Consider the following 24,774-nt stretch of genomic DNA (forward strand, 5'->3'; position numbering starts at 1 on the left):
TCATGATCATTCCGGGTCAGCCGGGTGGTGCGGCCCCGAGCTGGCTCAGCAGCAGGGCGATCAGCCCGGACTCCTGGGTCTGACCACTGATCATTTCCCGGGCGGCCTGTTTCACCACGCCGTCGGCGAGCATCGCGTCGGCGACCCGGGCCATCGCGATACCGCCGTCGTGGTGGGCTTGCATGAGCTGAAGGAACAACACTGAGGCGGCGCGGCCGCGCGCCGCGGACAGGGCATCGAGCTGCTCTCGAGTGGCCATACCGGGCATGGGCGTTGCGTGCCCGCTGTGGCCGTCGTGCGACTCTTCGGGCATCCAGCCCATCGGGTCGGAGTTGGCCGCGGGTGCACCGGCCATGCGCAACCAGCCCAGCAACATGCCGATTTCGGCTCGCTGGGTGTCGTCGATCTGCTGAGCCACGCCCCGGACAGCGGCGTCGACGCCGGGGTCGAGCCGCTGCACCATGATCAACGCTTGATGGTGATGCGCGGCCATATCCTGCACGAAACCCAGTTCGGCGGCCGAAAGTACTGCCGGCGGCGCGGGGTCGCCGGTGAACAGTGGCCGTATCGCCGCACCGAGCACCAGAAGTAGCACGGCCGCAACGGAATAGGCGATGGCCTCGCGCAGCCGGGTCACAGGAGCCACCCACTCGGCCCGCCGGCCCCCGAAGGCGTCGAGCCCTGCACTGCCGGATATCCGCGACGGGTCGGCTCGGGCATTCACCACCTCCTGCACGAACCCGGCGGGCGGGGTCTCCGCGCCGTTCCCGTGATTATCGGCGGTGTGTGCCACGCACGGGAGCGATACCGGCGATCCGCCGCCTCGGCGATCGGCACGAATCCCCTCCGCGCCGGACTGAAACGCGTTACAGTCTGCGGCACGCGGGCGGCCGGGATTCCCGATGCCACCAGCGCTCGAGTGCCGATCCGAGCCGGCCCGCGCACCGTGGCCGATGGCGTCAGGAGGACGATGATGCCCGATGAGATAGACCCCACCGAGCATCTGCAGCTCACCACCAGTGAACGCGATCTGGACACCCTCGCCGCCCAGCTCGCCGGCTGGTTACAGACACAGGTGGCCGCCGACGAACCGCCGGTGATCGAATCGCTGCACCGCCCGCTGTCCGGTGGGCTGTCCAGCGCGTCGGTGTTGTTCGACGCCCGCTGGAAATCCGCGGGTGAACCGCGGGCGGGGTCCTATGTCGCGCGAATGGTGCCGGAAGCGGGGGCGTTCCCGGTGTTCCGGGACTACGACCTGCCGCTGCAGTACCGGATCATCGGCGAGATCGCGGCCCACACCGATATACCGGTACCGCCGTTGCGCTGGCTGGAAACCGACGACACCGTCTGCGGCGCCCCGTTCTTCGTCATGGACCGCGTCGACGGCCGCATCCCCGGCGACAACCCGCCGTATGTGTTCGCGGGCTGGCTGTACGACGCCACGCCCGCCGAACGGGCCGAACTGACCCGCAACACCCTCGATGTCCTCGCCCGGATCCACGGGATCACCGAACCGGCCCGGCGTTTTCCGGAGCTGGACGGGCCGGGCCCGGCGCTGCGCCGCCACCTCGCCGCCCAGCGGGACTGGTACCGGTGGGCGCTGGTGGACGACGGTTACGAGATCCCGTTGATCGAGCGGGCTTTCGACTGGCTGGAACGCAATTTCCCGGACGATCCGGGTCCGGAAGTGCTGAGCTGGGGCGACGCCCGGCCCGGAAACATCATCTACGACGGATGTACACCGATCGCGGTGCTGGACTGGGAGATGGCCGCGCTGGGCCCGCGCGAAATGGACCTGGCCTGGATGATCTTCCTGCACAGGTTCTTCCAGGATATCGCCACCGGCTTCGATATGCCCGGGCTGCCCGATTTCCTGCGCCGTGACGATGTGGTCGCGCATTACGAGAAGCTGACCGGACACACCGTCCGCGACCTGGACTTCCACCTCACCTACGCCGCGCTACGGCACGCGATCGTGATGGCCCGCATCAAACGCCGGATGATCCATATGGGGGAAGACACCGCCCCCGCCGACCGGGACGACTACATCATGCATCGGGCCACCCTGGAGGCCATGCTCGACGGCACCTACGGATGGGATTGACATGAGCGACACCTCCGCCCACACCCCCGCTTCGACCCCGGGCCCACTGGACGAATACCCGATCCACCAGACTCCGCTGCCGATCGCGCGCGCCGCCACCAGCGACCGAAATTTCTACGACCGCAGCTATTTCAACGCACACAACCGGGACGGCGCCCTCATGCTGGTCACCGGCTTCGGCGTCTATCCCAACCTGGGCGTCGTCGACGCTTACGCGGCACTGCGCCGCGGTGACGAGATCACCTCGGTGCGCTTCTCCGACGCCCGGACCGACCGGAGCCTGGACCTGGCGGTGGGCGGATACCGGATCGAAGTGGTCGAACCGCTGCGCAAGATCCGGGTGCTCTGCGAGCACGACGAACTCGGCCTGGACCTCACCTGGACGGGATCGTTCCCCGCCGTCCAGGAACAACCCCATGTGATGCTCGCCGGGAACCGCCCGACACTGGACGCCTCCCGGTTCGCGCAGGTCGGCTCATGGGCCGGCACGATTTCGCTCGGCGGCGAGGATATCGCGGTCGACCCGGACGTGTGGATGGGCACCCGCGACCGGTCGTGGGGTATCCGGCCGGTCGGCGAGGCCGAACCCCCGGGCCGCGCCGCCACCGAAGGCACCGGCGGATTCTGGTGGCTCTACGTACCGCTGCGGTTCGACGATTTCGCGGTGGTGGTGATCTTGCAGGAGAACCCGGACGGCTACCGCACCCTCAACGACGCGGTCCGGGTGTTCCCGGACGGTTCGGTCGAACAACTGGGCTGGCCGCACATCACCATCGACTACCGGTCCGGTACCCGCCACCCGGAGTCCGCGACCCTGGAACTGCGGACGCCCGACGGGAAACCGCTGACGATCGATATCCGCACGGTCACCGGGATCCCCCTGCACATCGGCTGCGGTTACGGTGGCGATCCCGACTGGCAGCACGGTCAGTGGAAGGGCCGCGACTGGTCGTGGGCCAACCGCTACAACCTCACCGACCCGGCGATCGCCGGCCGGATCCCGTGGGGCGTCACCGATCACATCGCCCATGCCCGCTGCGGCGACGCCGAGGGCTGGGGCCTGTTCGAACACGCCAGCGTCGGCCGCCACGACCCCACCGGTTTCGCGGACCTGCTGTCGGTCGCCCCCTGAAGCAGGCGATCGAGCGAGGCACTGCGGATCAACCCGCGACACCGGTCGCCGGCCCCGCGCCGCGCGTGGCGGCAGCCGCTATCACCACACCCGACACCACGCGTCGCGGCACGAGCAGCGGGCCGCCACCCGCCAGCAGTGCTGCGGCTTCGGCGACCCCGGGAATGCCGAGAACGTCCACCACCCTGTCGGACGGGTTCGGGACCGGGATGTTCGCGAGCTGAGCGGCGGTGAAACCGTGTAGCGGCACCCCCAGCATCTCGGCGGCCACACGCATACCCGGTTCGCCGGCGCGCCGGTCGATCGTCGCGAGGCAGGCGATCCGCGCGCCGGGCAAGGCGATATCCAGCGCCGCGAGAATGTGCTCGGCGGACCGTCCGGGGCGCAACCCCAGACCGACAGCGAGGCGGGGTGCCGGCGCGGCGGTGTCCGAAGCTGTCACCGGGTGGTCGCGGCAGCACTTGCACGCTGGTGAGCGCGCGCGGCGGAAACGAAACGGTACACGGCGGCCGGGTTCCCTGCCGGGTGTGTGTGCAGGTAGGAGGCATGCACCTGGTGAACGAGGGCCCCTTCCCTGATCTGCTCCCGGCCTGCGCGCCAAGCCCAAGCGGAGGTCGGGGTGCCGGCGGTGACCAGGCGAGTCCGGTGGAATTCGTGACCGAGCACTCGTTCGCCCGCCCGCCACAGTGGGGAATCGGCCAGAGCGACGGCCTCTCGGTAACCGAGGGTCAGGCGCGGACCGAATTCGGCGACGGCATCGACGACACCCGCCATCGGGTGACCGTCCAATGATGCAGCGAGATAGAGCAGACCGGCGCATTCGGCATGGACCGGCAGCCCACGCCGCGCCTGTTCGGCCACCGCGGATCGAAGCACAGTATTGGCGGCGAGCGCTTCCGCATGTTCCTCGGGGAAGCCGCCCGGGAGCACCAGAGCCGCGGCCTCGGCGGGGAGCGGGTCGTGCAGCGGATCGAACACCGCGACCTCCGCCCCGGCGGCGGTGAGCAGCTCCCGATGCTCGGCGTAACCGAAGGTGAAAGCCGGACCGCCCGCCATGGCGATCACCGGTTTCCGGCCTCCCGCAATGTAATTCGTTCCGGCCGCATACCCGCTCGTACCCGGCACTTCCGGTACTGCGGGCGGCTCGTCCGCGCCCACCACCAGATCGGAGCCGGCTCCCCGCCGGCCGGCCGATCCGGATACCGGAGCCCTTCCGGCTATCGCGCCGGCCCCGGCGCCCCGCTCGGCGGCCGACCCGGACGCAGCTCCGGCAGCGACTCCGGCCGTACTGGTCACCTCTCCTGCCGGAACCGATCGCGACGATTCACCGATGGCAGCTGCCTCAGCAGGGTTCACTATCGTGCCCGCCTGCAGCGGATCCCATACTGTGCCCGGGTCAGGAGCAACAGCGAGGGCGGCGACAGCGGCCGAGTCGATATGGCGGGCGACCAGATCCGTCATCGCACCGACCGCGCGCAGTGCCGCGCTACCGTGTTCCACCGCGGGGATCAGCCCCAGATGGCGAGAGGGAACCTCGAGTTCGGCCAACCTCGGCAGGGCGCCGAGAACCGGCAACCCGACCCGGTCGCAGGCGGCACGCAGCACCTGCTCGTGCCGTTCGCTGCCGACTCGATTCAGGATCACCCCGCCCAGCCGTACCGCGGAGTCGAAGGTCGCGAACCCGTGCAGCAGCGCGGCCAGGCTCTGGCTGTGCCCGCGCGCGTCCACGACGAGGATCACCGGCAGGCCGAGCAGGCTCGCGACCTGTGCCGTGGATCCTTCGGCGACCGGATCCGCGGACCGATCGTCGATCCGGCCGTCGAACAGCCCCATCACTCCCTCGACCACCGCGAGATCGCAGCCGCGGGAGCCGTAGCGGTACAGCGGCGCGATCCGGTCCCGGCCGACCAGCACCGGATCGAGGTTGCGGCCGGGCCGGCCGGCGGCCAGGCCGTGGTACCCGGGGTCGATATAGTCCGGCCCCACCTTGAACGGCGCGACCCGATGGCCGGCTCGGCGTAATGCGCCGATGAGACCGGTGGCGACGGTGGTCTTACCGCTACCGGAAGCCGGTGCGGCGAGAACGATTCCGGCGGCGCCGGTGGTCATCGCGGTAGATCCGCGCGCAACCGCACCGACCGGCCACCGGTGCGGCTCACCATTCGATCCCTCGCTGTCCCTTGCGCCCCGCGTCCATCGGATGGCGCACCTTCGTCATCTCGGTGACCAGATCCGCGGCATCGATCAACGCCGCGGGGGCGTCCCGCCCGGTCACCACCACATGCTGATTTCCGGGCCGCTGCCGCAGCGTATCGACGACCTCGTCCACGTCGACCCACCCCCATTTCAGCGGGTAGGTGAATTCGTCCAGCACGTAGAAGCGGTGTTCCTCGTCCTGCAACCGGCGCGCGATCTCGCGCCAGCCGGCCAGTGCGGCAGCGGCGTGATCGGTCTCGGTCCCGGCCTTGCGGCTCCACGACCAGCCCTCGCCCATCTTGTGCCACTGCACCGGCGCGCCGGTGCCGGTCTGCTCGTGCAACCGGCCCAGCTCACGGAAGACCGCTTCCTCCCCGACCTTCCATTTGGCGCTCTTCACGAACTGGAAGACCGCCAGATCGAAGCCCTGGTTCCAGGCCCGCAGCGCCATACCGAACGCCGCGGTGGATTTACCCTTGCCCGGCCCCGTGTGGACGGCGAGTACCGGCTGATTACGCCGCTGGCGTGTGGTCAGCCCGTCCTCGGGCACATTCTCCGGCACCCCTTTGGGCATGTACTCTCCTCGGTCTCTTCGGATTTCGCGGCAGGCGGGGCGGTATCGGTCACGCTGCCCGGGCACCGGCCCCGGGCGCACTCGCCCGGACGGTATCGGCGACCGCCGAACCGGTCAGCTCGGCCAGCCGGACGACGGTGCCGCGCAACACCGCCGCGAGTTCGGCCGCCAGGCCGAGCCGCACCATGCCGCGTTCACAATCGATGACGATCGAAGCGATACCGTCGCGGGCCAGCCGGGCCGCACTCGCCCGGGCCCGGGGCACCGGGTCGGTTCCGCCGGTGGCGCGGCCGTCGGTGAGCAGCACCAGCATCGGCCGTCGGCGCGGGTCACGCACCCGTTCCCGCCGCACCACCTCGTGGGCCTTCCGCAGTCCCGCGGCAAGGGGGGTTTTCCCGCCGGTGCGCAGGCCGGCGAGGCGACGCACCGCGATATCGGTAGACGAGGTCGGGGGCAGGACGAGTTCGGCTTCGTTACCCCGTACCGCGATCACCGCGACCTTGTCACGCCGCTGGTAGGCGTCGCGCAGCAGGGTGACGACCGCACCGGTCACCGCCGACAGCCGGTCCCGGGCGGCCATGGAACCGGAGGTGTCCACCACGAACACCACCAGATTGCCTTCCCGCCCTTCTCGATAGGCGCCGCGCAGGTCGGGTGCGGCCAGCCGCAAGGGTCCGGTCCGCCGCCCGCGGGCCCACTGCTGCGGCGCCGCGGCCTGCAACGTGCCGAGCAGGTGTAGGCCGCCGGTGAGTTCGGGGGTCGTGTTGACGACGCGCCCCTGCCTGGTGCGGGCACGCGAGCGCCGTCCAGGGGCTCCCTCGCCCAGCCCGGGCACTTCCCAACGCGGTGGCCGCACCGGCGCCGCGACGGGTGCCGAGGCCTGTCCGGTGCCCGCCCGGCCCTCCGATTTCCCCGAATCGGCACCGGGTTCGGGCGCCGGCTGTCCGCCGCCGGGGCCATCGGGATCGTCCTCCGGCTGCCCGGTACCACCACCGGGTCCGTCCGGATCGTCGTCGGGTCGATCGCCGGGGCCGTCCGGCGATCCTGCGTCCGCTTCGCCGCGTTGCTCATCTGTGGATTCGGGCCGATCGGCCTGGTCCGCGGCCGCACGCATCGCCTCGTCCAGCTGCTCGGGCGTGATCCCCGGTTCGTCGAACGGATCGCGGCGACGCCGATGCGGTAACGCCAATTCGGCTGCGATCCGCACATCGTCCGCGGTCACGGCATCGCGACCGCACCAGGCGGCATGGGCGGTGGCGGTGCGGGCGACCACCAGATCCGCCCGCATCCCGTCCACGTCGAAGGAGGCGCATACCGCCGCGATGCGGCGCAGTTCCACATCGTCGAGCGCGGTACCGGGCAGCCGGTCACGCGCGGTGAGGATCCGGTCGGCGATCTCGGCGTCCGCGGGGGCGTAGGCGGCCGCGAAACCCGCCGGGTCGGCCTCGTAGTCCAGGCGCCGGCGCACCACGGCCATCCGGACGTCCACGTCGCGGGAGGCGGTCACGTCCACGGTGAGACCGAAGCGATCCAGCAACTGCGGACGTAGTTCGCCTTCCTCCGGGTTCATGGTGCCGACCAGCACGAAGCGGGCCGGATGGGAATGGGAGACCCCGTCGCGTTCGATATGCACCCGGCCCATCGCCGCCGCGTCGAGCAGTACGTCGACGAGGTGATCGTGCAGCAGGTTGACCTCGTCCACGTACAGCACGCCGTGATGGGCCGCGGCCAGCAGACCGGGGCGAAACGCCTGTTCGCCGTCACGCAGCACCCGCTCCAGATCGAGCGATCCGACCACCCGGTCCTCGGTGGCGCCCACCGGCAGTTCCACCAGCCGCGCCGGCCGCGCGCCCGATTCGTCCACCGCCGGCGGGAGCAGCCGCGCCAGCGCGCGTACCACCGTCGATTTCGCGGTCCCCTTCTCGCCGCGCACCAGCACCCCGCCGATACCCGGGTGCACCGCGCACAGAATCAGCGCGAGCTGCAACTGTTCCTGACCGATCACCGCCGAGAACGGGAATCCGGCCTCACTCTCCCCACCGGCAGCGGCAGAGGAGTGGGGTGCGGGCCGGGCGATTTCGGTAGAGGACACGGCCCCACTCTAAATCGTGCCGGATAACGCCACCGGCCTCCCCCTTTCGCACTCTGCGGGCACCGCGCACCGAGGGGCTGCGCCGGCGGCTTCGAGCACGAACTCACCCATCCCGGGATGTTGTTCCGGACCCGCCTCTCACGGTTCCCCAGCATGCAAGTGCTCTCACCCGGCCGATCCGGCTCCACCGGCGGCTGTTGCCCCACCTCCGCCCGGCGGACGCCTCGTCGAAGGTCTCGATGTGGCACACCGTCCCGATCCGGACGTCCATGGACCATGGCGCGGTGCCGATACCTCAGCGACCACCCGCAGAACCGGGCACCGCGTGTGAGAGTCGCCGAGCACAGTCGGGCATCCCGGTGGATCCGAATGTCATGCCGGACCGGGCCCACGGCTGTTCCGGCCCACTGCCGCCCCGGAAGGCGACTTACCGGATGCTCCCGGTGTGGCACGCGCCCACCGACCGTGCGTCGAACCACCGCGGCGGGCACGGCGCCGGACGAGACTATCCGCGGCGCATCGGAACGTGCGCTACCCCGTCTTCGATGAACTCCGCACCATCGACCTCGAAGCCGTGCTTCGTATACAGGTCGATCAGGTAGGTCTGCGCGTTCAGCCGGACCGTATGCGAACCGGTCTCGGCGAGCGCGGCCTGCAGCAGCCGGGTGGTGTACCCGTGGCCGCGGGCCTCGACGGCCGTGCACAGACGTCCGATCCGGAAGGATTTGACCCCGTCGTCGTGCTCTTCGAGCAACCGCAGGGTCGCTATGACCTCGCCCTCGTCGTCCAGCCACAGGTGCCGGGTCTCCGGCAGCAGATCCTGGCCGTCCAGTTCGGGGTACGCGCATTTCTGCTCGACGACGAACACTTCGACACGCAGCTTCAGCAGCTCGTACAGGGTGGCGGTATCGAGATCCTGCGCCCATGACCGTCGGAGTGCAACCGTAGACATCATCGCGCCTTGCTATCACACCTCGCCGCAAGATGCACGCGAATGCTCCCCGGCCGGACGAATCCGGTGTACCGACCGACCGCGAACGGCCCATCGGATCGAGTCCGACGGGCCGTGACGAACGCGCGTGCGGAACCCGGTCAGGCCCCTGCGGGCAGTACCGCGTGCGCTCCGCTTCCGTTGAGCTGCAGGGCTTTCCCGGTCCAATCCCAGACCTCGCCGAACAGCGCCTGATTTTCCGAGAGCTTGACGCCGAGCGAGGGAACCATTTCCTTCAACTTGGGCGTCCAGGACGCGTACTCCGCAGGGAAACACCGCTCGAGCACATCGAGCATCGCGGTCACACAGGTCGAGGCGCCCGGCGAGGCGCCCAGCAGACCCGCGATGGACCCGTCCTGCGCGGCGATCACGGCGGTCCCGAGTTCGAGCACACCGCCGGCGCCCTTACGCCGGATCATCTGCACCCGCTGGCCGGCGGTGATGAGTTCCCAATCGCGGCCCTCGGCGCGCGGAATGAACTCCTCCATCGTGTACACCCGGCCGGCCTGCGATTTCATCAGCTCGGTGACCAGATACTTCACCAGGCCCAATTCGGTGACACCGACACCCAGCATCGGGGTCAGGTTGCCCGGTTTGATCGATTTGAACAGGTCGGCATTGCTGCCGTCCTTGAGGAACTTCGGAGTCCAGCCCGCGTAGGGGCCGAACAGCAGGCCCGGCTTGCCGTTGATGACGCGGGTGTCCAGGTGCGGAACCGACATCGGCGGCGCGCCGACAGCGGCCTTGCCGTACACCTTGGCCTCGTGTTTGGCGACCAACTCGGGGTTGGTACAGCGCAGGAACTGGCCCGACACCGGGAAACCGGCGAAGCCGCTGATCTCCTTGATCCCCGACTTCTGCAGCAGGGGCAGCGCCCCGCCCCCGGCACCGACGAAGACGAACTTGCTGATCACGGTGCGGCGCCGGCCGGTGCGGGTATTGCGCACCGTCACCTTCCAGCTGCCGTCGCGCTGTTTGCTGAGGTTCCGGACCTCGTTACCGAACGCGATCTCGCCCCCGGTGGCGCCGATATGGGCCAGCAGCTCCTTGGTCAGCGAACCGAAGTCGATATCGGTGCCGCCGTCGGTCCAGTTGAGGGCGATCGGATCGGAGAAATCGCGGCCCCGGGCCATCAGCGGCAGCCGGCGAGCGAACTCGTCGGGGCTATCGATGTACTCCATCCCGGCGAACAACGGGTGCCGGGCCAGGGCCTCGTAGCGTTTACGCAGGTATTCGACATCGGCGGCGCCGTGGACGAAACTCACGTGCGGGATGGGGTTGATGAACCGGGACGGATCGCCGAGGATCCCGTTCTCGACCGCGTAGGCCCAGAACTGCCGCGATACCTGGAATCGCTCGTTGATATCGACGGCCTTGCCGATATCGACCGAGCCGTCCGGTTTCTGCGGGCTGTAGTTGAGTTCGCACAACGCGGAGTGTCCGGTGCCGGCGTTGTTCCACGGGTCGCTGCTCTCGGCCGCGGCGGCGTCCAGCCGTTCGAACACCGTGATCGACCAGTCCGGCTGCAGCTGACGCAGCAGCGCACCGAGAGTGGCGCTCATGATGCCGGCACCGATGAGGACTACATCGGTCTTTTCAGTCTGGGCAGCGTTCGGCACGGGTGTTCGACTTCCTTGTCCTGGTGCGCGGGGCACACATTCCCGACCGGGATGTGGTCCGCTGGGGCACGGGCGCATATGCAGTTGTTCACGGACGGCGATGAGCCCCTTCGGGCGCGGCCGAATGTAGGTTACCCGCCGTTCACTACTGCTAATTGTGCACCTCGACACGCGCGGAATCCGCAGCCGAGGCGGTGATTGTGACCTAGATTCCTCCCTCTCGAGGCTGCGAGCGGCACCGTCACGAACAGCCGGTGGCGCAGATAACACGGCCGGGCGCAGTGATCCGCAGGCCGCGCACGGCCGTACCGGGTCCAGACCGCGCCGATTCGGACGGTCAACCGTCTATCGACTCACACTGTCCGATGTCGCGGCGGGGATGCGCCTAGATTGGACCCGTGACGAACGAACCCGCGGCCGGCAGCAGCACGCTGGGAGCGGCCGATAGCTGGCAGCCGGATGTACTCGGTGACGGGTACGAATACCGCACACTCGACCTGGGGACCGACCCGGACGGCGAGGGCGAGATCGTCGCCACCCTCGTACGTCATCTGCCCGATACCGGTGCCTCCGGCAGTGCCGATCCCGGCTCCCGCGGCACGGTCGTTTCCAGTGCCTCCGGCACGGCCGCTGCCGTCCTGTACCTGCACGGATTCACCGACTATTTCTTCCAGCGGCATGTGGCCGAGCATCTGACCGCGCGTGGGCATCGGTTCTACGCGCTGGATCTCCGCAAATGCGGCCGTTCGCTGCGTGCGAACCAGACCCCGCATTTCATCGGCGATCTGGCGCTCTACGACCGGGAACTGAACGAATCGCTACGGCTGATCGCCGCGGAGACACAGGGCAACGTCCTGGTCATGGGACATTCGACCGGCGGCCTGGTGGCCTCGCTGTGGCTGGATCGGCTGCAGCGCGCAGGCGGCACGGCGGCGGCCGGGATCAGCGGGCTGGTGCTGAACAGTCCGTGGTTCGATCTGCAAGGCCCGGCCTATGTGCGGACCGTCGGCACGCAATTGATCAATACCGTGGGCCGGTTCCGGGCGAAGTCGGCGCTGCCGCTGAGCAAATCCAGTGCCTACGGCGACAGCCTGCATCACAGCGTGGCCGGTGAATGGGATTACGACCTGGACTGGAAGCCCCGGCAGGGTTTCCCGGTGCGGGCCGGCTGGCTGCGCGCGATCCGGCTGGGGCAGGCGCGGTTGCACCGGGGCCTGGATATCGGTGTGCCTGCACTGCTGCTGCGCTCGAAGCTCACCCAGTTCGCCCGCGAGTACGGACCCGCCGTCGATGTGGCCGATGCGGTCCTGGATGTGGCCCAGATCCAGCGCTGGGCCGGTTGCCTGGGCGATCGCACCACCATCGTCCCGATCGACGGGGCACGCCACGATGTCTTCCTGTCCGCCGAGGGACCGCGTACGGAGGCGTTCCGGGAATTGGACAGCTGGCTGGACTGGCTTGCGACCTATTACCCGGGTGAGCATGCCCAGCGGCCGTCCACCCGGCGGCGAGCCGTACCCGGCTCACCACATGCTGGTGCGTAGGACGATCTCGGTGGCGAATTCCTGATCCGCTTCGGCGGCCACATTGTCGACATCCAGATCCACCACGCGGAACTCGCCGTACACATGACGTCCGGAGCTGTCGGCGACAGACCGCGGTAGCCCTTTGGTCACCAGGACGGTGGTCGGCAGTTCCACGGCCGGGCACTCGGCATCGAGTACCGTGCCGGACCCGTCCGGCACGGCCGGATGCCCGCGATCGGCGACGATCAGGCTCACGAACCGCCCGAACCCTTTCGCACAGACCTGCCACGCCACACTGGCGCCCGCGCCGCGTCCGGCGACATTCGCCCAGGGCACCCCGAGATCGTCCAGGACCGCGTATACGCCGGTCAGGTCCAGACCGGTGGCGGTTTCGAACACGATGGTCCGCAGATCGGAACTGTGCAGCCGGGCGCATACCCGGTCATAGACCTCCGGCGGATCGCCGGAATCGGGGAACAGCAGCACGCTGTGCTGGGTCACCGGGCCGTCCACCCGCACCGTCCAGTCCCGGTCACCGACCGCGATGCGCCGAGATTCCATGACGCTTGACGCTACACCGCCGCTCGGCGGCGTTGGAGTACTCCCCGCAAAGAGCGCGGGGATCGTGACGCGTGATCTCGCGGCGATCTCGAGTCGTGCACCGGCCGGAATCAGCCGATTCGCGAAAGTGCGCCCACGGTGGAGGCGACGATCGGCAAACCGGCCGGTATCCCCTCGGCCAAGAGCTGTTCCAACCGGGAGACCTCGAGGTTCTCGGCGACGAGGTCGGCGAGAAGGTCGAGCTGGGCGGCTCGCACCGCGGCCACCCGCGTCCCGGGTGCGACGGCGAAACCGGTCCGTCCGGCCGCCCGGGCGACCTGGGTCAGCCAGACCCGCCGGAATACGTCGGATTCGAGGAGTCCGTGCAGATGCGTGCCCCACACCGCACCGCGCACGGCGCCTTCGGCGGCCGGCTCGGCGGGTTCACCGACCGCGCCGCCGGCGGTGCCACCGGGTGCGGACCGGCCGGTGACGTGCAGCCACGGGGCCTCGGCGGTACGCCGGATACGGCCGTGGTGGATCTCGTAACCGGTGGCGACGACTCCCGCCGTACCCGCCGGTTCCGGCGCGGAAGCACCCACGGCGGCGGTACGGCACAGCACCTTCTCGGGGGCGAACTCGACGTCCATATCCAGCAGACCCAGTCCGGCGACCGCTCCGGACCGGGATTCCACCGGATCGACGATGCGGCGGCCGAGCATCTGATAGCCGCCGCAGATTCCGAGTATCGGACGGCCCGCGGCCGCGCGCCGCCGCAGTTCCTCGGCGATTCCGGTGCGGCGCAACCACTCCAGATCGTCGACGGTGGCTTTGCTCCCGGGTACGACCACCAGATCGGCGGCCACGAGCTGGGACACCTCGGTCGCCCAGCGGACCGCGACCCCCGGTTCGCAGGCCAGCGCTTCCACATCGGTCGAGTTGGAGATCCGGGGCAGCCGGACCGCGGCCACGCTGAGCCATTCACTGCCCACCGCCGGACCGGGCCGGCCGATCCGGTCACCGGATACGGTGCCCAGTGAATCCTCGGCATCGAGCCAGAGATCATCCCGGTACGGCAGCACACCGAGGGTGGGCCGGCCGGTCAGCGCCGCCAATTGGTCCAGACCGGGCCGCAGCAATTCCACATCGCCGCGGAACTTGTTGATCACGAAACCGGCGATCAGCCGCTGATCCTCGGGTTCGAGAACCGCCAGGGTGCCGAACAGATGCGCCAGCACTCCGCCGCGGTCGATATCGCCGATCACCAGCACGGGTAGATCGGCGGCCCGGGCCAGACCCATGTTCGCCAGATCGGTGGCACGCAGATTGATCTCGGCCGGCGATCCCGCTCCTTCGCAGATCACCACGTCGAATTCCGCCCGCAGCGCCGCGAGTTCGGCGGCCACCACCGCACGCAGCCGGGTGCGATGGGTGATGTAGTCGGCGGCGCTCACGGTATCGGTGACCCGGCCGCGCACCACCAGCTGCGACCGCCGGTCGCTTCCGGGTTTCAGCAGGATCGGGTTGAACCGCACACTCGGCTCGAGCCCGCAGGCCTGCGCCTGTAGCGCCTGCGCCCGGCCGATCTCCCCGCCGTCCAGGGTGACGACGGAATTGTTCGACATGTTCTGGGCCTTGAACGGCGCCACTCGCACCCCGCGGCGCCGCAGCATCCGGCAGATCCCGGCGACCAGCACACTCTTACCGGCGTCGGAAGTGGTCCCGGCGACCAGCAACGCCCCGCCGGGAGCGCTCACGGCAGGGTCAGGATTTCGGCTCCGGTGTCGGTGACCACCAGTGTGTGCTCGAACTGCGCCGTCCACTTACGGTCCTTGGTGACAACCGTCCAGCCGTCGTCCCAGATCTCGTAGTCGATACCGCCCAGGTTGATCATCGGTTCGATGGTGAAGGTCATCCCGGGCTCGATCACGGAGTCGACGGCGGGCTGGTCGTAGTGCAGGATCACCAGGCCGCTGTGGAAGGTGGGCCCGACCCCGTGCCCGGTGAAATCCCGGACCACGCCGTAGCCGAAGCGATTGGCGTAGGACTCGATCACCCGGCCGATCACATTGAGCGCCCGTCCCGGACGCACCGCCTTGATCGCCCGCATGGTGGCCTCTTCGGTGCGCTCCACCAGCAGTTTCACCTCCTCGTCCACATCACCGGCGAGGAAGGTCGCATTCGTATCGCCGTGCACGCCATGGATATAGGCGGTGACGTCGATATTGACGATATCGCCGTCCTCGATCACGGTGCTGTCGGGGATTCCGTGGCAGATCACCTCGTTGAGCGAAGTGCAGCACGATTTGGGGAACCCCTTGTAACCGAGAGTGGAGGGGTAGGCGCCGTGATCGCACATGTATTCGTGCGCAATCCGGTCCAGCTCATCGGTGGTCACTCCCGGCGCGACCGCCTTACCGGCTTCGGCCAGGGCCTGGGCCGCGATCTTGCCGGCGATACGCATCTTCTCGATGGTCTCCGGGGTCTGCACCCACGGTTCGGAACCTTCGCGGGCCGTTTCCTTCCACACGTACTCCGGGCGTTCTATGACGCGGGGAACCTCGCGTATCGGAGTGGGGGTTCCGGGGAGCAACGGCTGACGGGTGCGCACGGACATGGTTCAAGAGTAGTAGGCACCGGCCGACGGGTCGCCGGGAACGTTCCCGCGTCACCGCCCGCCGCGATCGCCGGAGCGACCGCTCAGCGACCCCGGCCGCCCGTGCGGACCTCGAACGCGACCCGGTCACCGCGGTAGAGCGCCGCCACTCGTTCGATCGGCCGGCCCTGGGTGTCGATACCGCGCCGGACCACCCGGAACAACGGCACCGCGGGCCGGCAGCGAAGCAAACCGGCCTCCCGGGGCGCGGCGAGGACGGTTTCGATCCGCTCGGTGGCGCCCGCGTATTCGACACCGGAATCGCCGATGGTCGTCGCGAGCGAACTCAGCGGGTCGAACGCCGCGCGCAGCCAGCCGAACCGGTCCAGCGACAGATCGATACGTTCCAGCGCAATCGGGTCGCCGTCGGCGAAGAGCAAGCGCTCGAGGGTCATGATGGGCGTCCGCGGAGGCAGGTCGAGATCACGCGCGACTTCCGCGTCGGCGACGCCGTCCTCCCAGGACAGCAACCGGCGCACCACCCCGGCCGCCTCTTCGCCGGCGGATTCGGGAGCCAGTGGCCGGACGACCTTCGGCCGGGCGAGGACCGTGCCGCGGCCCTGCCGGCGGATACGGCCTTCGACGGCGAGGTCACGCAGGGCGTGCCGGACGGTTTCGCGCGCGACGCCGAACCGTCCCGCGAGTTCGCGTTCGGCGGGCACCCGGTCGCCGGGGCGTAGCCCGTCGAGCATCGTGTCGATTTCGGCGCGTACCCGATAGACCTTCGACAGGGCCATGCCGCCCGGCGCCCGCACCTCGGTACGGACGTCTTCTCGCGCCGGTACGGTTGCGACGCCATCCGTGTGAATCATGGCAGAAACTACCTCCAGTTGACCTACACCACCCGGTTAACCGAGTGTTCGCCACCGACTCACCGTTGGGTCTAGGCCATTCGACATTTCGCGGCGGTTTCCCGGACCCACCGCGAGGGGTTTCGCGTTCATCGGGCTGGACAGCCGGGCAGTCCGCGGTTCCCTGTTACTGCACCGGCAGCCGGCGGCGGCCGCCGGCCACCTCGGCGATCAAATCCGTGTACCCGTCGACGAGTTCGGCCAGGTGATACCAGTGCCGATGAGTACGGTCACTACGCACACCGTCGGCTTCGATGGCCTGGTTCGCCGCGACCCAACTGTGCGCCATGCGATCGATCACCGCACCCAGGCTTTCGGTGTGCAGCGATGCACCGTTGCGATGCTGCGGCATCTTCCGGACGATCCAGTCGTTGATGTCGTTCACGAGTTCGCCACGGCGGCCGTCTATTTCGGCGATCTCGGCCAGATCCCGGACATGCGCCCGGCGCTTGTGCAGTTCGACGAGCGCGTGCGCGAACCGTAGCAACACCCGGTCCTCGGCCCGCCGCCCTTGAAAGGCGCACAGTAACTGTGGCGCTGTCGGCAGGGTCCCCAGTGTGGGCGCGCTCATCTGCACCCCTCGGACTCACCCGGCACCATCACACTCTGTACCAACATGATCGGCTCTCGATTCGGTAATCCCGGACATCGGATCGTTGTTCACAACAAGGCTAGCTGGATCATGCTCTTACAGATGCAAGAACACAATACTTCGGTACGCAATGTTGCGAACAGCGTCGTGCGCAAGCCTAACGATCCTTCCCACGGAAGCTCGCCGCGGTCCCACCGAAAAGGCTTACCCGCCACGCTCGTTCCCGCCGACGGCCCGAATCACCGCCGCGCCGAACGTTACCCGCACCCTCGCAACATGAGGCGAGACAACGCGTTACGCGACCACATCGCAACCGGGCCGAGACCTACCCGCGCCACACCCCGGCACCATACGCATTCCTATGGTGGGTCCACGCAGCCACCCGGCCATCGCGACCACCGGCCGGGATCTCACAAACCCCGCGTAGTCCCACACCGTTTCGGACAGCCACACCCCGGCCGCGCCGAGTCGCGCGGAGATACAGCCACACCCACCAGCGAAAGATTGCCATAGATTTGCCATATTCGCCGGAAGTTGTCCGTATCCGAAGGATCCCCGCACCACGGATCATGCGGCGAAATCTCTGCGGGCACGGCCGAATCGGCGAGCCGATCCGGCTCCGGTGGATGAGCCGCATGCCGGAGCCGGCAGCAATGATCCGGACCCGGCGAGCGAGCCGGCCGTCCGGCGGAACCCGCAGAACGCGATAACGCACGCGGCCCCGGACGTCTCAGGACATCGTTCACCCACCCGCCGTACGACACTGCCGATCACCTCGGTCCCGGCCGCTCGTTATGGTGACACCACAGGGCGTGCGGCCGCCGCGAACCGGGGGACACCGCCCATCGCATATGGCGCTGGTCGAAAGGGATGACATGGCAGGCAAACGCACCGTCCTCACGGCGGGGTTGCGCCGGCTCTCGGTGCTGTTGCTGGAGATGCGCGAGGATGCCGAGCTGAGCAAAGAGGAGGTCAGCGCCCGCACCGGGATCAACGTGACCACCCTGTACCGGATCGAAACCGCCCAGGCCCGACCGCAGCGCCGCACGCTGATGACGATGCTGGAGCTCTACGGTATCGACGCGGCGCGCCGCCAGGAAGCTCTGGAGCTGCTCTCCGATGCGCAGAAACCGGGGATGTCGCGGCCCTACGAGGCCAGTCTGTCCGAGGTCTACGCCGCGTACATCAATTTCGAATCGGTGGCGCTGTCGGCCCGGCACTATCAGACGTCCTTCATTCCCGGCCTGCTGCAGACCGAGCAGTACGCCACGGCCGTGATCGATACCTGTATGCCGAAACTGGAGGCCTCCGACCTCGAACGCCGGGCGCGGGCCCGGATGGACCGGGCGGCGGTGCTGGCCAAGGACGAACCCCTCGAACTGTGGGTCGTGCTGGACGAGGCCGCCATCCGCCGCGTCGTCGGCGGCCCGGAGGTCATGAGCGGCCAACTGCGGCGGCTGGGCGAGGCCACCAAACGCAAGAACGTGATCCTGCAGATCCTGCCTTTCGACGCGGGCGCACACCCCGGTATGGCCGGATCCTTCACCATTCTCGATTTCCCGGACCCCACCGACCCCGAATTGGTCTATGTCGAGGGAATTTCCGGTGACGCGCTGATCGAAGGCCATTCCGAGATCCGCCGTTTCGGTGTCATGTTCGACCAACTGCGCGCGATGGCGCTGAGCCCCCGGGATTCCGCGGTGATGATCGCCGATGCCGCCGAAGCCATGAGCTGACCGAACATTTCGCGCGAATCGGCGCGGTACGGGCATCGCGGGCCCGGTGAACGGGTATACAAAGCCCACCTGTCCGATCACCGGTGCATACCGGTCACTGCGGGAGCGAGGGGACCCTTGGCAGATATCACCGCCCGAACCGATCCGGAGCAGCAGCCCGAACTCAAGCGCGTCATCGGCCCGTGGCTGCTGTTGCTGTTCATCGTCGGCGATATTCTCGGCACCGGTATCTACGCGCTGACCGGCCGCGTAGCCGGCGAGGTCGGCGGGGCGGTATGGGTACCGTTCCTGGTCGCCTTCGGGGTCGCCATGATCACCGGATTCAGCTATCTGGAACTGGTCACCAAGTATCCGCAGGCCGCGGGCGCCGCGCTCTATACGCACAAGGCGTTCGGCATCCACTTCCTGACCTTCATGGTGACCTTCGCCGTGATGAGTTCCGGTATCACCTCCGCCGCCACCGCCGCCAAGGCGTTCGCGGCAAATTTCGCCGAGGCCTTCGATTTCGACGGCGCGAACGGTCTGGTCCTCACGCTCATCGCACTCGCCTTCATGGCCCTGGTCGCGGCGATCAATCTGCGTGGGGTCGGCGAGAGCGTGAAGGCGAATGTCCTGCTCACCTGTGTGGAGCTCTCGGGGCTGCTCATCGTGATCTGTATCGGACTGTGGGCGCTGGGTTTCGGCAACGGCGACTTCGGCCGGATCGTCGAATTCGACACCGGCGATCGTTCCGCGTTCGGTGGGGTGATCGCCGCGACGACCCTGGCCTTCTACGCCATGGTCGGATTCGAGGATTCGGTGAACATGGCCGAGGAGACCAAGGAACCCAGCCGGATCTTCCCGAAAATCCTGCTCACCGGCCTGTTGATCACCGGTGCCATCTACGTACTGGTCTCGATCACCGCGGTGGCGCTGGTACCGCCCGACAAACTGTCCGAGGGTGATACACCGTTGCTGCAGGTGGTGGAGATCGGCGCCCCCGGATTCCCCACCCAGATCTTCGCCTTCATCACCATGTTCGCGGTCGCCAACTCGGCGCTGATCAACATGCTGATGGCGAGCCGCCTGCTCTACGGCATGGCCAAACACAAGGTCGTTCCCCGCTCCCTGGGCCGGGTGCACCCGAATCGCCGCACTCCGTATATCGCGATCATCTTCACCACACTGTTGGCACTCGGGCTGCTCCTGTTCGTCGGCGAAGTACCCGAGCTCGGCGGCACCACGGCGCTGCTGCTGCTCGTGGTCTTCACCATCGTCAACATCGCGGTCCTGGTGCTGCGCCGCGACCGGGTCGGCCACCGGCACTTCCGCACCCCGACACCGCTGCCGGTACTCGGCGCGGTGTGCTGCGCCTACCTGGCCACACCGTTCACCGATCGCAACCCCCAGCAGTATGTGATCGCCGGAATCCTGCTCGCAGTGGGTGTGGTGCTGTGGGCGCTGACGGCAGCGTGGAACAAACCGCACAACGTGAAACCCCTGGGGCCCGGGGTGGATATCCGGTAGCCTCGCCCGACAGGCGATGCCGCGGCTCCCGAAATCGCTGAAGTGACGAGCGCGCGTGCGATCGGTAACGTATTCGCCGATGACAAGCATGGACGCCAGATTCGGCGATGCGGCTGGGTCGGTGCCCCTACCCAGCCCGTGGGATCTCAACACCTACCTCGCCGAAGTGGCCGCGTACCGCAAGCGGCCGATCTCATTGCAGCCGGCACATCGCTCGGCGCTGGCCGAACTCGGGTGCAACGGCAACGGACTGTGGATCGCACGTAAACACGACGACATCATCGTCTACGACGCCTCGGCGTCCGGCCGGAACGCCGACCATATCGTGCTGCACGCCATCGGGCATATGCTGCTCGGCCACGGCGGCCCGGGCTCCGAGGACGCCGATATCACCCGGATCTCGATCGGCGCCCTCAACCCGGCACTGCTGGACGCACTGGCGACCATCGCCCCGGGGTCGATCACCCAGATCCTGGGTCGCGACGATTTCGGCGACGACCGGGAACGGGAGGCGGGAGTCTTCGCCGAGATGACCATGGTCTACGCCGCGCTGCCGAGACGCCGCACCCGTTCGTTCTGGCCGTTCGGCCGCCGCAAGAACAAGTAACGCCCGCCCGGAACGGGCCTGCCCGGCCCCGGACGGCACGCGGAGTCGATCGGATGTATCCGATCGACCGGTAAGGGTCTATTCTTGTGCGCCGTGGCCGAACCGCAGACACCCGCCGCCCCGCATCCCGCTATCGCGCCGCTGGCCGGCCTCCTCGGGACCTGGCGCGGCGCCGGGCAGGGTGACTATCCCACCATCGAGCCGTTCGGCTATCTGGAGGAGATCACCTTCGGTCATCTCGGCCGCCCCTTCCTGACCTACCGGCAGCGCACCCGGCACGCAGACGACAACCGGCCCCTGCATGTGGAAACCGGCTACCTGCGCTGCCCCGGCCCCGACCGGGTCGAGCTGATCCTGTCCCACCCCACCGGTATCACCGAGATCTGCGAGGGCAAACTCACCCTTGCCGACGCCGAGATCCGCCTGGAGCTCGAGTCCACCGCGATCGGCCTGAGCAGTACCGCCAAATCGGTGACCGCGCTCAGCCGGACCATTCATATGCATGGCGACGTCATCGACTACACCTTGCAGATGGGCGCCGTGGGCCTGCCTTTACAGGATCATCTCGCCGCAAGTTTGCAGAAGATCTGAACTGGGCATAACGAAAACGTCACGGATTTCCGGGCTCGGGTCACGATTTGCCCATTGCCGATTTTCCGCAGCTTTCCATCTTGTCTCGATGCGGGATTCCGGCTTAGGTTGACCTGAGCAGCAAATCTTCAGAAAACTCTTACGCAGGGCTCGGCCGCACAGGTGCCAACCGAGCCCGCCAGCTGTCGAACCTCTGAATCGGAGGGAGCCGGATATGAAGCGTTCCACCGTTGCTCTCATCACCGCCGGACTGATTCTCGGCGGCACCGGGGTGGTCGAAATCCTCGGCACCGACACCGCCGCGTCGGCCCCGGTCTCCGACCGGGCCGTTTCGGTTGTCGCACCCGCGCGGGTCAGTGATCCGGTGGATACCGAAACCGGTCACCGTTATCCGATCGGCACCGGCACTGCCGCCACCGGGCCGTGATCGAATCACTGCCGGGTGATCAGTAGCCGTCCGGGAGAGCGGCCAGCATATCGCGGGTCACCGCTACGGCGTTATCCGAGCTACCGCCCTTGACCAGCAACGTTGCGAACGCCAGGTCACCGCGGTAGCCGACGAACCAGGAATGTGAACCGCCGGCCACCTCCGCCTCCCCGGTTTTACCGAACACCTCACCCTGATCGGCGATCCGGTTGGCGGTTCCGGTGAGTACCACGTCGCGCATCATCGCCCGCAATCCGTCCACGACCGCCGGATCCGGTGTCGGCCGCGGCCCGTCGGCGACGGTATCGCGGCCGGCGATCAGATACGGGGTCGGCGCGCTGCCGTGGGCGATCGTCGCGGCCAGCAACGCCATACCGAAGGGGCTGACCACCACCCGCCCCTGCCCTATTCCGTCCTCGGTCCGCTGGGTGCGATCTTCGGAAACGGGTACGGAACCGGAATAGGTCGGTAGACCGGGAATCGCGTAATCCGGGCCGATCCCGAATGCTGCCGCCGTCTCCGAAAGTGCGGTGGCCGGCAATCGGCTGGCCAATTCGGCGAACGATGTGTTGCAGGAACGCGCATAGGCGGTCGACAGTTCGACATTCCCGACCGTGAAACCGTTGTAGTTCGGAATCAGGCGTTCACCGATGGTTATTGCGCTCGGACACGCCACCACGGTGTCCGGAGTGGCCAGACCACCGGAGATCGCGGCGGCAGCGGTCACCGTTTTGAACACCGATCCCGGCGGATACTGACCGATGGTGGCCACCGGGCCGTCGCGGTCGGCAGCGGCGTTCTGCGCGACCGCGAGGATGCCGCCGGTGGACGGTTCGAGCACCACCATCATGGTCTGTTCCCGGCGGCCGTCGACCGCCCGTTGGGCGGCGTTCTGCACCCACCGGTCCACACTCAACGTGAACGACGGTGCCGGCTGTGCGGCCACCTCGTGCAGCACACCGGTCTCCGCGCCGCCCTCGTTGCGGGCGACCACGCGCCAGCCGGCCCGGCCGTGCACATCGTCGATCACGGCCTGCCGAACCTGCGCCATCAGGTCGGGAGCGAACTTCCGATCGGCAGGGGTCAGATCCCATTCCTGGGTGACCCGCACCCCCGGTAGACCGATGAGCCGCGGACCGGCCCGGCCGAACTCGGTTTCGTTCAGCACGATCACCGTGTACACGCCGTCGGCGGCACGGGCGGAATCCAGGATCCGCTCCGGGGTCAGCCGGTCGTCGATATCGATCAACGCCCGCGAGACCGCCGCCGCCACCTGCCGCGGTTCCGCGCTTCCCGCGGCGTCGAATGTAACCCGCGAAACTGTGCCCGGTATCAGCACATCACTACCGGACTGTTCGTTCACCCGGGCACCGGGCGCCTGGCGAACCGACAATGCCATGGCCTGGGTGTCGCCGAGCCGGGGATGCATGGCCGATCCGCTCCACCGGACGGTCCAGCCGCCACCGCTGCGCACGAGCGGCAGCTGCCCGGTGTAGGACCAGCTACGTCCACCGCCCAGCCGCCATTCGTAGGTGTAGTCGACGGTTGCGGTATCACCGGTGATCCGGGCCGCACCGGAGTGGGCGCGCAATTCCTCGGCACCCAGTTCCTCCCATACGGATACGAGTGCGGGCCGGGCTTTCTCGGGACGGGTCGTGTGTGCGGCGGCTTCGTCGAGGTCGCGGGCTGCAAAGGCCTCGAGGAAGCCGTCGGCCGCGGTGATCGGTCCCGCGGACCCGCCGAGACAGGCGGTCGTGGCGAAAGCGAGCACCGCGACCGCGACTACGAGTACCGGACGGACCGTCATCGGGCCCGATCGTAGCGGCCGGGAGCCGGTGTTCACTTGCGGCGCACCGGGTTCTGCCCGGACTGGGGTGCGGCGGCACTGCTCCCGCCGTACCGGCACCCGGATCGGCCGTGGCCGTGCCGATTGCCGCCACCACCGTGCCCGATTTCGGCCGGCGCGCCGACAGTCCGGTCGGTCGGCCGGCCCCGGCCCGGCTCAGTCCAGCAGTACCGTTGCGAAGGTCGCGATCTGCCGGAAACCGACCGCGCGGTATGCCTTCCGGGCGATCTCGTTGTAGTCGTTGACGTACAGGCTGGCCGTGCGCCCGGTGGCGACCACCGCGTTCGCCACAGCGGCCGTTCCTGCGGTACCCAGGCCTCGCCCGCGGTGCTCCGGATGGACCCATACGCCCTGGATCTGGCCGGTACGCCGGGACATCGCCCCCACTTCGGCCTTGTAGGCGACTTCGCCGTCGACGAACCGGGCCCAGGCCCGGCCGGCCTCGATCAAGCCGGCGACCCGGCGACGGTAGCCGCGGCCGCCGTCACCGGCGCGCGGATCCACCCCCACCTCTTCGATGAACATGGCGATGGCGGCCGCCAGGTAACGGTCCAGTTCGCCGGGACGCACCTGGCGGACCTCCGGGTCGGCCGCGGCGACGGCGGTCCCGGTGAGCGCCAGCAACGGTTGGTCTGCGCGCAGCTCCCGCTCCGGGCCCCAGTGATCGGCGAGCATCTCCCACAGGGGTAGCGCGAGTTCCCGGCGGCCGACGACCGAGGAACACATCCGTGGCCAGCGCAGGGCGCGGTCGGCGAAGGCACGGATGGCCTCGCGGTCACCGCGCAACGGGATCAGATTGACGCCGGAGAAACACAGCGATTCGGCCGGTCCGCCGTGGCTCCACAGTTCGCCTTGACCGTACCGGTTGTCCAGACCGTATTCCTGTAGCCGGGCGGCGACCATACAGGCCGCCACCGGGTCCTCGTCGAGCACCCTGAGCACCTGTCCCAGGTCCCGCTTGGCGAGCTGGCGCGCGGGAACGTATTTCGCGCGCCGGGTCGGCTCCAGCAGACTCCGCACCTAGTACAGCCTGCCATGAAGTGCGGCCACGCGATACGGATATCCCGAAAGCGCGTGCCGCGGCGGTCCCACCGGGGCAGCGGTGATCCCGAGAAGCGCCCACACCGCCGAGGTCCACGATGTTGTTCTGGAAACCCGCCGAACGGCCCAGGAGTTCGATGTAGTCGG

Annotated in this window: 22 protein-coding genes; 8 read left to right on the plus strand and 14 right to left on the minus strand. The window is 68.3% G+C overall.

From position 1 onward, the window contains the following. Nucleotides 1–16 precede the first annotated feature (16 nt). Nucleotides 17–793 carry a DUF305 domain-containing protein gene (locus tag QH195_RS15705; protein ID WP_432278412.1) on the minus strand — a complete coding sequence of 259 codons (777 nt, stop codon included), beginning with the start codon at nucleotides 791–793 and terminating at the stop codon, nucleotides 17–19. 180 nt (nucleotides 794–973) lie between these two features. Between QH195_RS15705 and QH195_RS15710 the strand changes: the two genes are divergently transcribed. Together QH195_RS15710 and QH195_RS15715 are read left to right on the plus strand one after the other, a co-directional pair. Continuing rightward, nucleotides 974–2,104 carry a phosphotransferase family protein gene (locus QH195_RS15710; RefSeq protein ID WP_280435914.1) on the plus strand — a complete coding sequence of 377 codons (1,131 nt, stop codon included), beginning with the start codon at nucleotides 974–976 and terminating at the stop codon, nucleotides 2,102–2,104. Nucleotide 2,105: 1 nt separating this feature from the next. Beyond that, entirely contained in the window at nucleotides 2,106–3,236 is a 1,131-nt protein-coding gene (locus QH195_RS15715) for a hypothetical protein (protein ID WP_280424108.1), read from the plus strand. Nucleotides 3,237–3,264: 28 nt separating this feature from the next. On the opposite strand, the gene QH195_RS15720 is transcribed toward QH195_RS15715, so the two are convergent. The 6 genes from QH195_RS15720 to mqo all read right to left on the minus strand — a co-directional run bounded on the left by QH195_RS15720 (nucleotide 3,265) and on the right by mqo (nucleotide 10,651). Beyond that, entirely contained in the window at nucleotides 3,265–3,678 is a 414-nt protein-coding gene (locus QH195_RS15720) for a cobalamin biosynthesis protein (protein WP_280435915.1), read from the minus strand. Continuing rightward, a complete protein-coding gene (locus tag QH195_RS15725; RefSeq protein ID WP_280435916.1) occupies nucleotides 3,675–5,345 on the minus strand; it encodes a cobyrinate a,c-diamide synthase in 1,671 nt (556 codons plus the stop codon). The genes QH195_RS15720 and QH195_RS15725 overlap by 4 nt, the downstream gene beginning before the upstream one ends. A 46-nt stretch (nucleotides 5,346–5,391) precedes the next feature. Next, nucleotides 5,392–6,006: a cob(I)yrinic acid a,c-diamide adenosyltransferase gene (cobO, locus tag QH195_RS15730; RefSeq protein WP_280435917.1), complete on the minus strand. Its 615-nt coding sequence runs from the start codon at nucleotides 6,004–6,006 to the stop codon at nucleotides 5,392–5,394. Nucleotides 6,007–6,055: 49 nt separating this feature from the next. After that, a complete protein-coding gene (locus QH195_RS15735; protein WP_280435926.1) occupies nucleotides 6,056–8,083 on the minus strand; it encodes a VWA domain-containing protein in 2,028 nt (675 codons plus the stop codon). Between the two features lie 520 nt (nucleotides 8,084–8,603). Then, entirely contained in the window at nucleotides 8,604–9,053 is a 450-nt protein-coding gene (locus tag QH195_RS15740) for a GNAT family N-acetyltransferase (RefSeq protein WP_280424104.1), read from the minus strand. 137 nt (nucleotides 9,054–9,190) lie between these two features. Further along, nucleotides 9,191–10,651, minus strand: coding sequence for a malate dehydrogenase (quinone) (mqo, locus tag QH195_RS15745; RefSeq protein ID WP_432278839.1), 1,461 nt, complete (start codon nucleotides 10,649–10,651; stop codon nucleotides 9,191–9,193). A 455-nt stretch (nucleotides 10,652–11,106) separates the two neighbouring features. Between mqo and QH195_RS15750 the strand changes: the two genes are divergently transcribed. After that, complete coding sequence (locus QH195_RS15750; protein WP_280435919.1) at nucleotides 11,107–12,252, plus strand: alpha/beta hydrolase; 1,146 nt, start codon at nucleotides 11,107–11,109, stop codon at nucleotides 12,250–12,252. Here QH195_RS15750 and QH195_RS15755 read toward each other — a convergent pair. The 5 genes from QH195_RS15755 to QH195_RS15775 form a co-directional block, all read right to left on the minus strand. Continuing rightward, the gene (locus QH195_RS15755) at nucleotides 12,232–12,795 is read right to left on the minus strand and encodes an alpha/beta hydrolase (RefSeq protein WP_280424101.1); all 564 of its coding nucleotides are present in this window, start codon (nucleotides 12,793–12,795) and stop codon (nucleotides 12,232–12,234) included. The genes QH195_RS15750 and QH195_RS15755 overlap by 21 nt on opposite strands. 110 nt (nucleotides 12,796–12,905) lie before the next feature. Further along, nucleotides 12,906–14,531, minus strand: a complete 1,626-nt coding sequence (locus QH195_RS15760; protein WP_280435920.1) for a cobyric acid synthase — start codon at nucleotides 14,529–14,531, stop codon at nucleotides 12,906–12,908. Then, on the minus strand, nucleotides 14,528–15,391 hold the full coding sequence (gene map / locus QH195_RS15765; RefSeq protein ID WP_280424099.1) for a type I methionyl aminopeptidase: 864 nt from the start codon (nucleotides 15,389–15,391) through the stop codon (nucleotides 14,528–14,530). Before map ends, QH195_RS15760 begins: the two co-directional genes overlap by 4 nt. An 83-nt stretch (nucleotides 15,392–15,474) precedes the next feature. Continuing rightward, nucleotides 15,475–16,242: a GntR family transcriptional regulator gene (locus QH195_RS15770; protein ID WP_348536847.1), complete on the minus strand. Its 768-nt coding sequence runs from the start codon at nucleotides 16,240–16,242 to the stop codon at nucleotides 15,475–15,477. Between the two features lie 166 nt (nucleotides 16,243–16,408). After that, nucleotides 16,409–16,768: a DUF4254 domain-containing protein gene (locus QH195_RS15775; protein ID WP_280424132.1), complete on the minus strand. Its 360-nt coding sequence runs from the start codon at nucleotides 16,766–16,768 to the stop codon at nucleotides 16,409–16,411. Nucleotides 16,769–17,748: 980 nt separating this feature from the next. Here QH195_RS15775 and QH195_RS15780 point away from each other — a divergent pair. The 5 genes from QH195_RS15780 (at nucleotide 17,749) to QH195_RS15800 (ending at nucleotide 21,740) form a co-directional block, all read left to right on the plus strand. Next, nucleotides 17,749–18,609: a helix-turn-helix domain-containing protein gene (locus tag QH195_RS15780; RefSeq protein WP_280424098.1), complete on the plus strand. Its 861-nt coding sequence runs from the start codon at nucleotides 17,749–17,751 to the stop codon at nucleotides 18,607–18,609. Between the two features lie 117 nt (nucleotides 18,610–18,726). After that, nucleotides 18,727–20,115 carry an APC family permease gene (locus QH195_RS15785; protein ID WP_280424097.1) on the plus strand — a complete coding sequence of 463 codons (1,389 nt, stop codon included), beginning with the start codon at nucleotides 18,727–18,729 and terminating at the stop codon, nucleotides 20,113–20,115. A 79-nt stretch (nucleotides 20,116–20,194) separates the two neighbouring features. Continuing rightward, nucleotides 20,195–20,722 (plus strand): hypothetical protein, encoded by a 528-nt coding sequence (locus QH195_RS15790; protein WP_280424096.1) that lies wholly within the window; start codon nucleotides 20,195–20,197, stop codon nucleotides 20,720–20,722. 93 nt (nucleotides 20,723–20,815) lie between these two features. Then, on the plus strand, nucleotides 20,816–21,313 hold the full coding sequence (locus QH195_RS15795; RefSeq protein WP_280435921.1) for a peroxynitrite isomerase: 498 nt from the start codon (nucleotides 20,816–20,818) through the stop codon (nucleotides 21,311–21,313). A gap of 214 nt (nucleotides 21,314–21,527) precedes the next feature. After that, the gene (locus QH195_RS15800) at nucleotides 21,528–21,740 is read left to right on the plus strand and encodes a hypothetical protein (RefSeq protein WP_280424094.1); all 213 of its coding nucleotides are present in this window, start codon (nucleotides 21,528–21,530) and stop codon (nucleotides 21,738–21,740) included. A 19-nt stretch (nucleotides 21,741–21,759) separates the two neighbouring features. On the opposite strand, the gene QH195_RS15805 is transcribed toward QH195_RS15800, so the two are convergent. Both QH195_RS15805 and QH195_RS15810 read right to left on the minus strand, forming a co-directional pair. After that, nucleotides 21,760–23,547: a penicillin-binding transpeptidase domain-containing protein gene (locus QH195_RS15805; protein ID WP_280435922.1), complete on the minus strand. Its 1,788-nt coding sequence runs from the start codon at nucleotides 23,545–23,547 to the stop codon at nucleotides 21,760–21,762. 195 nt (nucleotides 23,548–23,742) lie between these two features. Then, nucleotides 23,743–24,606 (minus strand): GNAT family N-acetyltransferase, encoded by an 864-nt coding sequence (locus QH195_RS15810; RefSeq protein WP_280435923.1) that lies wholly within the window; start codon nucleotides 24,604–24,606, stop codon nucleotides 23,743–23,745. Between the last annotated feature and the right edge of the window lie 168 nt (nucleotides 24,607–24,774).

Origin of the sequence: Nocardia carnea, assembly GCF_029868855.1 — a bacterium.
Lineage (GTDB): Bacteria > Actinomycetota > Actinomycetes > Mycobacteriales > Mycobacteriaceae > Nocardia > Nocardia carnea_A.